The 12,463-nt window shown below is 70.9% G+C and carries 12 protein-coding genes; 4 read left to right on the top strand and 8 right to left on the bottom strand.

Features of this window, described 5'->3' with window-relative positions; genetic code table 11:
• Positions 1-44: 44 nt before the first annotated feature.
• Both ACH4VO_RS14255 and ACH4VO_RS14250 read right to left on the bottom strand, forming a co-directional pair.
• Complete coding sequence (locus ACH4VO_RS14255; RefSeq protein WP_360995900.1) at positions 45-2,465, bottom strand: glycosyl hydrolase family 65 protein; 2,421 nt, start codon at positions 2,463-2,465, stop codon at positions 45-47.
• The gene (locus ACH4VO_RS14250) at positions 2,465-3,226 is read right to left on the bottom strand and encodes an HAD-IA family hydrolase (RefSeq protein WP_360995897.1); all 762 of its coding nucleotides are present in this window, start codon (positions 3,224-3,226) and stop codon (positions 2,465-2,467) included. The genes ACH4VO_RS14255 and ACH4VO_RS14250 overlap by 1 nt, the downstream gene beginning before the upstream one ends.
• Positions 3,227-4,160: 934 nt before the next feature.
• Here ACH4VO_RS14250 and ACH4VO_RS14245 point away from each other — a divergent pair.
• Positions 4,161-4,283 (top strand): hypothetical protein, encoded by a 123-nt coding sequence (locus tag ACH4VO_RS14245; protein ID WP_360995894.1) that lies wholly within the window; start codon positions 4,161-4,163, stop codon positions 4,281-4,283.
• Positions 4,284-4,387: 104 nt separating this feature from the next.
• Here ACH4VO_RS14245 and ACH4VO_RS14240 read toward each other — a convergent pair whose 3' ends face one another.
• Positions 4,388-5,209 carry a transglycosylase family protein gene (locus ACH4VO_RS14240; protein ID WP_360995892.1) on the bottom strand — a complete coding sequence of 274 codons (822 nt, stop codon included), beginning with the start codon at positions 5,207-5,209 and terminating at the stop codon, positions 4,388-4,390.
• Positions 5,210-5,334: 125 nt separating this feature from the next.
• Here ACH4VO_RS14240 and ACH4VO_RS14235 point away from each other — a divergent pair, with 125 nt between their 5' ends.
• Positions 5,335-5,700: a PH domain-containing protein gene (locus ACH4VO_RS14235; protein WP_360995889.1), complete on the top strand. Its 366-nt coding sequence runs from the start codon at positions 5,335-5,337 to the stop codon at positions 5,698-5,700.
• A 240-nt stretch (positions 5,701-5,940) separates the two neighbouring features.
• Here ACH4VO_RS14235 and ACH4VO_RS14230 read toward each other — a convergent pair whose 3' ends face one another.
• Together ACH4VO_RS14230 and ACH4VO_RS14225 are read right to left on the bottom strand one after the other, a co-directional pair.
• Positions 5,941-6,675, bottom strand: coding sequence for a peptidoglycan recognition protein (locus tag ACH4VO_RS14230; protein WP_360995886.1), 735 nt, complete (start codon positions 6,673-6,675; stop codon positions 5,941-5,943).
• An 81-nt stretch (positions 6,676-6,756) separates the two neighbouring features.
• On the bottom strand, positions 6,757-7,404 hold the full coding sequence (locus tag ACH4VO_RS14225; protein WP_360995882.1) for a ScbR family autoregulator-binding transcription factor: 648 nt from the start codon (positions 7,402-7,404) through the stop codon (positions 6,757-6,759).
• Between the two features lie 90 nt (positions 7,405-7,494).
• Here ACH4VO_RS14225 and ACH4VO_RS14220 point away from each other — a divergent pair, with 90 nt between their 5' ends.
• Positions 7,495-8,430 carry a ScbA/BarX family gamma-butyrolactone biosynthesis protein gene (locus ACH4VO_RS14220; RefSeq protein ID WP_360995880.1) on the top strand — a complete coding sequence of 312 codons (936 nt, stop codon included), beginning with the start codon at positions 7,495-7,497 and terminating at the stop codon, positions 8,428-8,430.
• A 24-nt stretch (positions 8,431-8,454) separates the two neighbouring features.
• On the opposite strand, the gene ACH4VO_RS14215 is transcribed toward ACH4VO_RS14220, so the two are convergent.
• Positions 8,455-9,219: a glucose 1-dehydrogenase gene (locus ACH4VO_RS14215; protein ID WP_360995877.1), complete on the bottom strand. Its 765-nt coding sequence runs from the start codon at positions 9,217-9,219 to the stop codon at positions 8,455-8,457.
• A gap of 280 nt (positions 9,220-9,499) precedes the next feature.
• On the opposite strand from ACH4VO_RS14215, the gene ACH4VO_RS14210 reads away from it, so the two are divergent.
• The gene (locus ACH4VO_RS14210; protein WP_360995875.1) at positions 9,500-10,408 is read left to right on the top strand and encodes a zinc-binding dehydrogenase; all 909 of its coding nucleotides are present in this window, start codon (positions 9,500-9,502) and stop codon (positions 10,406-10,408) included.
• Positions 10,409-10,520: 112 nt separating this feature from the next.
• Here the strand turns inward: ACH4VO_RS14210 and ACH4VO_RS14205 are convergent, their stop codons facing one another.
• Together ACH4VO_RS14205 and ACH4VO_RS14200 are read right to left on the bottom strand one after the other, a co-directional pair.
• Positions 10,521-10,829 (bottom strand): SCO5918 family protein, encoded by a 309-nt coding sequence (locus tag ACH4VO_RS14205; RefSeq protein ID WP_360995872.1) that lies wholly within the window; start codon positions 10,827-10,829, stop codon positions 10,521-10,523.
• 61 nt (positions 10,830-10,890) lie between these two features.
• Entirely contained in the window at positions 10,891-12,456 is a 1,566-nt protein-coding gene (locus ACH4VO_RS14200; RefSeq protein WP_360995870.1) for a DEAD/DEAH box helicase, read from the bottom strand.
• Between the last annotated feature and the right edge of the window lie 7 nt (positions 12,457-12,463).

Here is a 12,463-nt window from a genome sequence, read left to right as displayed (position 1 = left end):
GGTGCGCCGGACCACGCTGGGTCACGCCGGACGGGCAGGACGTGTCAGGAGGGCAGGTCCAGCCACTGCGCCGTAGCGGTGGGCACCTCGTACGTCCGGCCGTCGAGCACGACCGTGAGCCCCGGCTTGCCGTTGTCCGGGACGGCGACCCTGACGCGCTCGGCCCGGAAGCGCAGGTCCACGTCCCAGTGGCGGCGGAAGCGGAGGCGCATCCTGAACTTGGAGAGCTGCGGCAGGGTGGCCGGGGAGAGCCAGAGGGCGTCGTCGCGTGTCTCCAGGCCCGTCATCCCGCGCTGTACGAAGTCGAGCGTGCCGGCCATCGCTCCCAGGTGGATGCCCTCCTCCGTCGTACCGCCCTGGATGTCGGCGATGTCGCTGATCAGCGCCTCCTCGCAGTACGCCCACGCGTCGGCACGCCGCGTCCTGGCCAGCACCCAGGCGTGGACGAGGGAGCTGAGGGTCGAACCGTGGCTGGTGCGCGCCAGGTAGTAGTCGGTGGTGGCCCGCCAGGTGTCGTCGTCGAGCTCGTGGCCGAGCTGCCGGAACAGGCCGGCGAGTTCCCGCGGTGAGAACAGGTAGCCGAGCATCAGCACGTCCGCCTGCTTGGACGCCTGGTAGCGGTTGACGGTGTCGCCCTCCGCCTCCAGGATCCGGTCCAGCCGCCGGATGTCCCCGTAGCGGTCCCGCAGCCCCCTCCAGTCGAGTTCGGCCAGGTCGCCGTAGCCCGCGAACTGACTGATCACACCCCGGTGGAAGGGCACGTGCAGCCGGTGGGAGATGTCCTCCCACCGGGCCAGTTCGGCAGGGACGAGCCGGAGCTCCTCCAGGAGCCGCCTGCACCTGCTCCCGGGCAGGGCACGGCAGAGCTCGCCGGCCCGTGCCAGCACCCACGCCGCCGTGACGTTGGTGTACGTGTTGTCGTCGAGCCCCGCCACGTCGGAGTCGGGATAGCCGTCGTGGTATTCGTCCGGCCCCATGACGTGCCGGATCCGGTACCGCCCGAGGGCCGGGTCCCAGGCGGCACTGTCGGCCCAGAACCGGGCGATCTGCAGCAGCATCTCGGCGCCCTTGGAGTACAGGTACTCCGTGTCGCCGGTGGCCTGGCAGTACTGCCACACGTTGTACGCGACCGCCGAGCCGACGTGGTGCTGCAGTCGTGAGCGGTCGGTCAGCCAGCGACCGGAGCGCGGATTGAGGTGCACCTCCTGGGTCTCCTCGCGTCCCTCGGCCGCGCTCTGCCACGGATACATGGCGCCGGCCCGGCCCGCCTCCCGCGCCGCCCGGCAGGCTGCCGGCAGCCGCCGGTGCCGGTAGTCGAGCAGGCCCCGGGAGACCTCCGGCAGGTGCAGATTCAGGAACGGCAGCACGAACAGCTCGTCCCAGAAGACATGGCCCCGGTACGCCTCCCCGTGCAGTCCTCTGGCCGGTACGCCGACGTCGAGTTCCGCCGTGTGCGGGGAGAGCGTCTGCAGCACGTGGAACAGGTGCAGGTGCAGGATGCGGCCCGGCTCGCCGGGCACCTCCAGCTTGATCTGCTGCCACAGGTTCGCCCAGGCCCGGCGGTGCGAGGCCAGGAGCCTGCTGTACGCCGGGGCACGGCGCACCGCGGAGACGGCGGCCCGCAGGGGGCTTCCGATCGCCGCGTCACGGGAGGTGTACAGGGCGACCGTCTTCGTGACGGCCACCGTGACCTCCGGTGCCATGGGCAGCCGGAGGGTCTGCTGGACCACGCGGGGCAGCTGCCGGGGCTCGGCCCGGTGGCCACCGCCGTTACCCTTCGGAACGGCGGTGGCCACGGTACGGGCGGCCAGCGCGACACCGATGTCCGATTCCACCGTCCGGCACCGCAGCCACACCGTGGACCCTGATTCGATGCCCGTCTCCCATCCCGTCAGGTGCCGGTTCGCCAGATCCCGGTAGCGGGCGACACCGCTGTTGCGGACGTCCCCGTCGATCCCGGACTCCACCTCCAGTTCCCCCTCCCAGCCCTCGGCCGTGAACGTCGTGTGCAGTGCGGCGAGATGAGGGTCCCCCATGTGCACCAGCCGCTCCTGCTCCACCGTCAGGCGCCGGCCTTCCCCGTCTTCGTACACGGACCGGCGGGTCAGCGTTCCGCCGTGCAGGTCGAGCGACTGCCGGTGGGCGACGAGGGAGGGGTCGTCGGGTGAGAGCCACGGGCCGGGACTGCCGGCTCCCGCCGGGTGGAGGCGGTAGCGCAGCGGCAGCCAGTCGGGGAGGTTGACCATGTCCTCGTTCTCGACCTGCCGTCCCTGGACGGAGGAGGTCAGCCGGTTGTAGCAGCCGGCCACGTACGTGCCCGGGTAGTGGACTTCGCCCGCGGATGTCTCGGGCGCGGCGCCCCGGGTGGCGAAGTAACCGTTGCCCAGGGTGCACAGGGCCTCCCGCAGGCGCTCCTTCCGCGGCTCGTACCCCTCGTACGACCAGGTCCATGCCCGCACCGCCATCAGTCCTCCTCCGGGAGCAGCAGGTCGCCGGGATCGGACACCACCAGATCGGCGCCGTGGCGGCGCAGGTCCGCCGCGCTGTCGGGGCCGCGGGTCCGGTCGACGCCGACGACCAGACCGAAGCCGCCGCGCCGGCCCGCCTCTACCCCCGCAAGTGCGTCCTCCACGACGGCGGTCTCCTCGACCGGGGGCCCCAGCCGGCGTGCCGCCTCCACGAAGAGGGCCGGGTCGGGTTTCCCGGGCAGGCCCAGGCGGCGCGCCTCGTTCCCGTCGACCACGGCCGCGAAGAGATCCAGCAGTCCGGCACCCGCCAGCAGCTCGGTGGCGTGCCGGGAGGCGGAAGCGGCGGCGCACGGAATCCGCTCGTCGCGCAGCACGCGCAGGAGGCGCACGGTGCCCGGCCAGACGGCGACCGGGTGGGCGCGCAGGCCCTCCGTGAACGCCGCGTCCTTGCTCGCTGCGACCGCCCGCACGGTCGCCGTCCCCGGCGGGTCGTCGGGGTTTCCCTCGGCCAGGATGATCCCTCTGGAAGCGAGGAAGGCCTCGGCCCCGTCCACGCGCGACTTTCCGTCGACGTGACGCCGGTAGTCCTCGTCCGCGTCGAAGGGCGGTTGCCCTTCGTGGACCGCCAGGCAGGCGTCGAACGCCTGTTTCCATGCCGCAGCATGCAGGGGTGCCGAGTCGGTGATCACCCCGTCCGTGTCGAAGACGACTGCGTGTACCGAGCGCAGGACTGCGGTCAGCGACGGCGCGGCTGCCATGACCGGGTCGTCCCTTCGTCGAAGGCGTTCCCCCTTTCCATGGCACCAGGTATCCGCTGCGTCCTGCCCCTTCTCGCCCATGGGGCAGGAAGGGGCAGGAGTATCACTTGGTCGTTCACGGATCTACCGTGGACGTATGGCCAGAACCGAGCTTCCACAGAACCGGCGGGCCGCACACGTGTGTCCGGTCTGCAAGCACCCCGTAGCGACCGTGGTGACGCGGCACAAGACCCTCGGCATCTTCGTACCGGAGTGGGGCCCCGGCTCGTGCCGGAATCCCGAATGCCCGGGTCATGCGGAAAAGACGGAGAAACGCATGGAGACGGCCGAGCGGTAGTCCGGGGCGCTCAGGGCGGGGACGGGATCTGGCCCGGGTAGCCGGATCGGGGCAGATTGCCGCCCTGGCGTTGCCGACAGCGGGACGGAGTGGGGACGGGCCGTTCCGGTGGGCTGTTCTGCCGCACAGACCGTGCAGTCGGCCGGGCCGTCTTCGAGACCGTGGGGGGGTGTGGCGCGTTCTTGGCGCGTTCTTCACGACTGGACATACGCACCGCCGGCTCCACGGGGAAGCACCTGCGGCTTCTGCGGGGACGCCCTTCGACACACCGCTCGAGTTCACGGAGGACACCGCCTGGAGATCTTTCCCGTCGCCATCGGCTGTACCCGGACGATGTGGCGGTTCCTGAACTCTCACCACACCGGACTCGCCTGGCGCTTCCGCCGCTCGGCGGACCACGCGCACTGCATCCCCGGCGAACCGGCAGGCATCATGGCCGGGCGTGCTGAGGACTCCGGTTGTGGCTGGGCCAACGACAACGAGGCACTCGGTGGTCTGCACGGCTGCGGTGATTCCCTTCCGCGTTTCCGGGACGACGTCCCGGCACTGCCAGGACGGTAAAGCCATCACTGCCGGTACTGCTGGGCGGCTTCTACGGTGCGGTTCCTGCTGTTCCGCGCGGCACTGCTCCTCGTGCGGTTCCTGCTGCTCGTGCTGTTCCGTGCGGTGCGGTTACTCGTGCGGTTCCGGCTGCTCGTGCGGTTCCTACGTTTCGTGTGATCCGGCTGCTCGTGCGATGTAACCGGTTCGGTTCTCGCGCCGGTCCTGCGGGCCGAGCGCTCGGACGGTTCAGGCGATTGGGCGGGTCAGGCGGGTCAGGCGGGTCAGGCGGCCAGGGTGAGGCGCTGCCCCGGGTAGATGCGGTGCGGCCCCTCCTCCAGCAGGGCACGGTTCAGCTCGTACAGCGTGTGCCAGCCACCAGGCACGTCGGCACGGTCGGCGATCACGGAGAGGCAGTCGCCCGGCTCGACGACGTAGGTGTTCTGGCCGGCGAGCTCGGACGAGTCCGCGGAGTCGGTCGCCTCAGCCGTTTCGGACGCCTGGCCCGAGGTGTGACCGGTGCCGCTGTCTGCGCTGCTTCCCGTGCCGCCGCTCGCGGTTCCGCTGCCCCCCGTAGCGTGCTCCTCACTGCTCGAACCGCTGCTCGAACCGCTGCTCGAACCGCTGTTGGACTGAGGCTCGGGTGCCGCCGCGGTGCCGTTTCCCGAGGACGAGGTGCCGTTCGCTCCGAGGCGTCCGCAGGTGGGCCAGGCGGAGAGACCCTGGCCGCGGGCCACACGTTCACCGACCGCGATCTGCTCGGACCGGGTCGCCAGGTCGGCGCGAGGGGCGTATTGCTCGCCGCCGTACGCCCGCCAGGTGGAGGGTGAGAACTGCAGGCCACCGTGGTAGCCGTTGCCGGTGTTGATGTTCCAGCGGCCGCTGCTCTCGCACTCGGCGATACGGTCCCAGTCGGTGCCCGCGACGACGGTCGGAGCGATCACGGCCTGGGCGGGGGCCGCCTGGGCGGGTGCTGCCTGGGCGGGGACTGCCTGCGCCGGGGCATCGGCAGCGCTGCGGCCTGCGAGGCCCAGCACGCTCAGGAGGACCAGCAGAAGGGCGAGCGCCGATTCGACGGGCCGCTTGGCGAGGGGTGATGTCGGCATGACGGTATTCCTCCGCTGTGCTCCGAGAGGTGTGCAAGGGCACGAACAGATAAGCCGCCGATAAGCTGCTTATTGGACTTAGACGCGCTCGAAGTCCGCACATTCACTCGGGTGGAGGCTCTCTCATGGCACTGTTCGGCAACGCTCACACCGTCGATCCGGCCGCAGCCCAGCGTGACTACGCGCGGCTGCTCGGACAGGGCGAACAGGTACACGCCGCGTACCTGCTGATCCGCGACACCATCCTGTTCACCGACCGTCGGCTCGTTCTCGTCGACAAGCAGGGAATCACCGGCAAGAAGGTGGAGTACCACTCCGTTCCGTACCGCAGCATCACGCACTTCGCGGTCGAGACGGCCGGGACGTTCGACCTGGACGCCGAACTGAAGATCTGGATCTCCGGCAGCGCGACACCGATCCAGAAGACCTTCACCAAGGGCGTCGACATCTACGAAGTGCAGGCGATCCTCACCCAGTTCGTCGCCCGCTGAGGACTGTCCCGACCTTTCCGGTGGATCGGCCCGCCGCGCCGGACGCGGTGCTCACAAGGCAGTGCGTCACAAGGCAGCGCGTCAGGGGGGGGTGGGAGGTCCGCGCACTGGACGCAGGGAGACGTTTCGACAGGCGCGACGAGGCGCAGAAGCCGTCGCCGTGCGCCCGTCGGCACCTGCGGTCGGCCGCAGGCCGGCAGACGCGGGCCGGCTGGTCCACGGACGCGGGCCCCCAGCGCCTCAGGGCCGGTCCGCCCGCATCCTCACCATCTCGGCCCGGATCGCCGGAAGTTGCGCGTACAACGCCTCCCCGGGGCAATCCGTCCGGTATGTGTCACGGTGGCCCGACACCGCCTGGAGATGGACCACTTCGCCCCGCTCGTAGAGGCTCTCGCCGTTCGTGGAGACCATCCGTACGGTGCCCCGGGGGTCGATCTCCCGGCGGAGCTTCCACGCTCCCACCTTCGCGATGCCCTCGATGAGCGCCTTGGGCACCGGGACTCCAGGGCCGAAGGTGCCCAGGGCCGCCACCCCCACGCTGTGCGCGTTGAACCCTGTGGCGTGGGCTCCGCGCACAGTACGGCCGACACCGCCGGCCCTGCCCTCGTATATGGTCCCGCAGCGGTCGACGACGAAGTTGTAGCCGATGTCGTCCCACCCCTCGCCCCTGACGTGCTGCGCCTCCATGGCCCGGAGCATCTTGGGGGCGTCGGCGCAGTCGTACCGGTTGGTGTGCCCGGTGTGGTGCACGAAGACGACCTTCACGCCCCCCGTGTAGACCGCCTTCTCCTTGACCAGGCCCTCGTCCGCGTGCCACGCGGACCGGCTGACGATCGGGGGCCGCGGGGCGCCGCTCTCCGTCTCGGGCTTCACCGTGGCCGGATCGGGCGCGGCGAGCCGTACCGGCGCGTCCCGGAAGACCAGGAGCGTCAGCGGCACAACCATGGCACCCAGGGCTGTTCGGCGAACCCACATAGAGCCACCATGCCGCCCCACCAGCCACGACGCAGACGAGGGCACCCATTCGGGTGGTACGTGGCCGTGAGGCCGATCGGCTCAGGACGCGGCGGCGGCTGTCCTGTTCTGCTCGATGATGCGTTCGGCCCGGTGCGGGGAGGTGTCCAACCGGGCCAGCACCCCCGGCACAGTCGTGTTGGGGAGGATGAGCTCGAAGAGAGCCGAGATCTCGGTGACGAGGTCCGGCGGATCGGCCATGGACTCCGTCACCAGCTGAACCCCGGTCCACGCCCCGACCAGGAGACGCGACGTGGCGACCGGATCGACGTGCGGAAGCAGCTCGCCGCGCTTCTTCGCCTCGGTGAGAAGCTCGGCGCCTATCACGATCCAGTCCGGCCAGCGCGTACCGAAGAGGCTGCGCGCCCGCGGGTCGACCGACAGGCGTATCGAGGCGCTGAGCAGGGGTTCCCTGGGCAGCCGGTAGGCCAGCAGGAGTGCCATGTCCACCCACTCCTGCAGCTTGAACGTCTGCGGAGTGACCCCGTCCACGGTCACCGCCTCCTGAAGGACACCGCGGGCCAGCTCCTCCTTCGACGTGAAGTGGAAGTAGAGCGCGCCCCTCGTGAGACCGGCGCGGTCAAGGATCGCGGCGATCGTCGCGGCGTCGTAGCCGTGCTCGTCGAAAACCTCAGCGGCGGCTTCCAGGAAGATTCTGCGCGTGCGGATCGCCCGTTGCTGTCGTGCCAACTCGCGCTCCCCTTGGCCGTGGATGGACGCTTCTTCAAAAAATACCGGTGAACCGGTACCGTATCAGCGCCACACTGCCCATTTTGCGTCATGTCCGGGGGGATCGTGCCCGACGTACCTTCTTTCCCGCAGACACCGCGCGGCGGGGCGGGACATGAGGCCGGTGTCCCCAAGGAATACGTCCACCTCAGCCGTGCCGACGCGGTTGTGATCACCGGCTGGGGCCGTCCGGAAGATGGCGAGTTCTCACTCACCGCCCACTGGCCGGCACCGCAGGACGGGCTGCCGTACGACCCCCGGGTGCTCGTACAGACCATCCGGCAGAGCGGTCTCGCCATAGCGCACGCGGAGTACGGCGTCCCCCTTTCCCATCACACGCTCCTGGACTCCTTCGACTTCACCGTCACCCCCGGATTCAGCGTGTCCGCCTCCCCCCGGCAATCCTGCCCCCTGACTGTCAGAATCTCCCTCGCGGAACCGAAGAAACGTGGCCGGTCCGTCAGTTCCCTGGGAATGGATATCCGCGTTTTCCATGACAACTCCATGGTGGCCCGGGCGGATTGCCAGTTCGGTTGGATATCCCCGGCCGCCTATCGCCGGCTGCGCGGCGCCCGACTGAGCACCGGTTGGAACACCTGGCCCCTCCCCGAGCCGGTAGCCCCCCGCACTGTCGGCCGTGCCACGCGCACCGATGTGGTGCTCGCCCCCGGCGACCGGCCCCGCTCCTGGCAGTTGCGCAACGACGTGGAGAACGTCCTGCTCTTCGACCACCCCGTCGACCACGTCCCCGGGCTCGTCCTGATCGAAGCCGCCTATCAGGCGGCACACGCGACGCTGTACCCCGCTCCCTTCGAGGCGACCACGGTCGCCACGGCCTTCGAGCGGTACACCGAGTTCGACCGCCCCTGCTGGATCGAGGCGGAGGCCGTGCCCACCGCCACCCCCGGTGAGACGGCGGTACTGGTCACCGGAGTGCAGGACGGCAGCACGGTCTTCCGGGGCCGGCTGAGCGGCCCGTACGGCTGACGGCCGGCCGCACGGCGCGCCGGCTCACTGGTTGACGAAGCCGCCGTCCACCGGCAGGACCGTACCCGTGAGGAACGGGCAGCGATCACTGAGCAGCCAGGCCGCCGCCGCCGCTATCTCCTCCGGCTCGGCCGTGCGCCCCTGCGGCGTCATGCTGTTGACCATCTCCTCCAGACCCGGGTTGCGGCCGAACCAGTCGGCCGTGATCTCACTGCGCGTGGTGCCCGGGGCCACGGCGTTGACCCTGATGCCCTGCCGGGCGTATTCGTCCGCCGCGGCCCTGGTCAGGCCGACCACCGCGTGCTTGGCCGCTACATAGGGGGCGGCGGCGGGTATCGCCACCAACCCGCCCACACTGGTGGTGTTCACGATGGAACCGCCCGCGCCGCCCGCCAGCATGGCCGCTATCTCGTGCCGGAGGCAGTTCCACACCCCGCGCACGTTGGTGTCCATGACGGCGTCGTAGACGTCGTCTCCCATGAGGTGCAAGGGGGTACGGTCTCCGCCGAGCCCCGCGTTGTTGAAGGCGCAGTCGAGACGCCCGTAGGTGTCCACCGCGAACTCCACCGCCCTGGCGGCGTCTTCGGCCACCCTGACGTCACAGGTGACGTGCGACGCTTTCGCCCCCTTGTCCCTCAACTCGCCTGCCAGCGCGGCCAGCCGGTTCTCCCTGCGCGCGGCCAGCACGACCGTCGCTCCTTCCTGGGAGAACACGCGCGCCGCAGCCGCGCCGATACCGCTGCTCGCCCCGGTGACGAGGACGACTTTGCCGTTCAGGAGATCGCTCATGCGCGCAGTCTCGCAGGCATGTCCGGTCGCGACCACGCCTGTGGACAACCCCTGTGGACAACGTCATCGGCAGCCGTCCGACGCCCGGCTCGCACGCGGCGCCCGGACTCGGGGGCGCCTCGAACGGGATCAGTCCGCATCCCGTGTTCGTGGGCGCCTTCCCGCAGCCGGCGCAATAACCGACCGCTTGTGCCGTTTTGGGATGCTTTGGTCGGCCGTTCGGCCGGGCGCTCCACCGGACGCCGGTCCCGACGCCCGAGCCCACGCGGTAGCGTGCGGCATGCTCGCCATCCAGTTCGACCACTTCGGTGGTCCCGAAGTCCTGAATCCCGTTGAGCTGCCCACTCCCGTCCCCGGCCCGGGTGACATTCTCCTCACCGTCGAGGCGGCGGGGGTGAACTTCGCGGACACCCACCAGGTGGACGGTTCCTACCTGGATGCCGACGCTCTCCCGTACGTCCCGGGGAGCGAGGTCGTGGGCCGTACCCCCGACGGCAGACGGGTCCTGGCCCGGGTCTCCCACGGATACGCGGAGCAGGTGCTCGCCAAGGAGTCCTCGCTCCAGGAGATACCCGAGACCCTGGACGCGGCCGAGGCGCTGGCCCTCATGGTGCAAGGGCTGACGGCGTGGCACCTGCTGCGCACCTCGGCACGCCTGCGTGACGGCGAGACCGTCGTCGTGCACTCGGCAGCCGGTGGCGTGGGCAGCCTGACGGTCCAGCTGGCCCGGGAGTTCGGGGCGGGCAGGGTCCTCGCACAGGTCTCCACCCCGGCCAAGGAGCGGCTGGTGCTGGACCTCGGTGCGGACGCGGTGGTCGCCTACCCCCTCCAGGAGAAGGCCGACGTCATCCTGGACGCCGTCGGCGGCGCACTCTTCGACCAGGCGCTCGGATCGCTTGCCTCCTTCGGCCGCCTCGTGACATACGGCAGCGCCGCCCGCACCGGCTTCACCCCCGTCGACCCCGCCCGGCTCGGCCGCCTCAACGCCTCCGTCGTCGGGTTCTGGCTACGCCCCACGCTGGCCGTGCCCGGCGCCGTCGACGGGCCGCTCAAGGAACTCCTCGCCTTGGTCGCGGCAGGCCGGCTGAAGCCCGTGACCGGCGCGGACTATCCGCTCGCCGAGGCCCGGCGCGCCCATGCGGACCTGCTGGCACGCCGGACGGTCGGCAAGGTCGTCCTGCGCCCCTGAGCACACACCGTGAGCACGGCCGTACGCGAAGCCGTACACCCCGGGCCGCTCCGCGACACACCGCACCCCCGGCCCTGACGGGGCACGGGGGTGCGGGTCGAGATCGTTCCGCTCAGGCGGGCCCGGGGGTGCCGAGCAGAGCCGACGCGGTCTCCAGCGGGGTCGGCGGCACCACCGGGGCGGGAAGCTCCGCGGGCCGGCAGGTGAAGCCGAGTCGCGTCAGCGCCCGGGTCACCTCGGCCGCGCTGAAGTCGCGGCGGTCCTGCCGGGTGATCACTTCACCCACCTGTTTGACGGGATAGACGCGGCGGCTGATGACCACGGCGTCACCGGTGACGGGTTCGGGCTTGATGCCCTTCATCGAATCCTCCACCTCGTTCTTGAACAGATCGAAGGGGAAGCGGGCGATGACACAGCGCATGGTGCCTCAACAGGGTCGTAGAGAAAACCGGACAGGGCCCGCCGGACCGGCGGCCCGGTGACTACGCGGCCCGGTTGGACCGGCGCTGCGTCGCGGCGGCCCGCGCCTGCGGTGTCGGCGTACCGGCGTTGGAGCGGCGGCCCTGGCCGGGCCGGGCGCCACGCCGGCCCCGGGGCCCGGAACCGCTCTTCGCGCGCTCCGTCGGCGGGGCCGAGATGACGACGGGGACACCGGAGGGCGCCTGAGCCCCCGTGATGCGGCTGAGCTCGGCCTCGCCGGAGCGGACCTGGGCGATCTGCGGCGTGATCCCGGCGTCGGCCATCAGACGGGTCATCTCGCGGCGCTGGTTGGGCAGCACCAGCGTGACGACGCTGCCGGACTCGCCGGCGCGGGCGGTACGGCCGCCGCGGTGCAGGTAGTCCTTGTGGTCGCTGGGCGGGTCGACGTTGACGACGAGGTCGAGGTTGTCGACGTGGATGCCGCGGGCGGCGACGTTCGTGGCGACCAGCACCGTGACATGGCCCGTCTTGAACCGGTCCAGGGTGCGGGTGCGCTGCGGCTGGGACTTGCCGCCGTGCAGCGCCGCGGCCCGGACCCCGCTGTTCAGCAGGTGGTCGGTGAGCTTGTCCACGGCGTGCTTGGTGTCCAGGAACATGATCACCCGGCCTTCCCGGGCCGCGATCTCCGTGGTCGTGGCGTACTTGTCGGCGCCCTGGACGTAGAGCACGTGGTGCTCCATCGTCGTCACCGCACCGGCGGCCGGGTCGACCGAGTGGACGACCGGGTCGTGCAGGTACCGGCGGACGAGGAGGTCGACGTTGCGGTCCAGGGTGGCCGAGAACAGCATCCGCTGTCCGCCGGGGCCGACCTGGTCGAGCAGCTCGGTGACCTGGGGCATGAAGCCCATGTCGGCCATCTGGTCGGCCTCGTCCAGGACGGTGATGGCGACGCGGTCGAGCCGGCAGTCGCCGCGCTCGATGAGGTCCTTCAGCCGGCCCGGGGTGGCGACCACGACCTCCGCGCCCCCGCGCAGCGCGCTGGCCTGTCGGCCGATCGACATCCCGCCGACGACCGTGGCCAGCCGCAGCTTGAGGGACCGGGCGTAGGGGGTCAGCGCGTCGGTGACCTGCTGGGCGAGCTCCCGGGTGGGGACGAGGACCAGGGCCAGCGGACGGCGGGCGTCGGCGCGGTTGCCCGCGGTGCGGGCCAGCAGTGCCAGTCCGAAGGCGAGCGTCTTGCCCGATCCGGTCCGGCCGCGGCCCAGGACGTCACGGCCGGCGAGCGAGTTGGGCAGGGTGGCCGCCTGGATGGGGAACGGCACCGTCATGCCTTCCGCACCCAGGGCCGCCAGCAGCGGGGCGGGCATGTCCAGGTCGCCGAAAGTCTCCACGGCGGGAAGGGCCGGGGTGATGGTCACCGGCAGGGCGAATTCACCTGTGACGGCGGCCGGGCGGCGCCCGTAACCACCGGAGCGCTTCGGTCCGCCGGAGCGGCCCTGGAAGCCGGGGGCGGCCTGGCGGGCGGATCCCTGGGAACGGAATCCGTTGGCGGTACGGCTACCGGAGACACCGCCGGAGCGGGTCCGGGAAAATCGGTCGTTCGTGCGAGCTGTGCGATCGCGGTTCAATGGAGAA

Source organism: Streptomyces sp. NPDC020780 (genome assembly GCF_044334475.1).
Taxonomy (GTDB): domain Bacteria; phylum Actinomycetota; class Actinomycetes; order Streptomycetales; family Streptomycetaceae; genus Streptomyces.
This window is presented reverse-complemented; position numbering and strand designations above follow the sequence as displayed.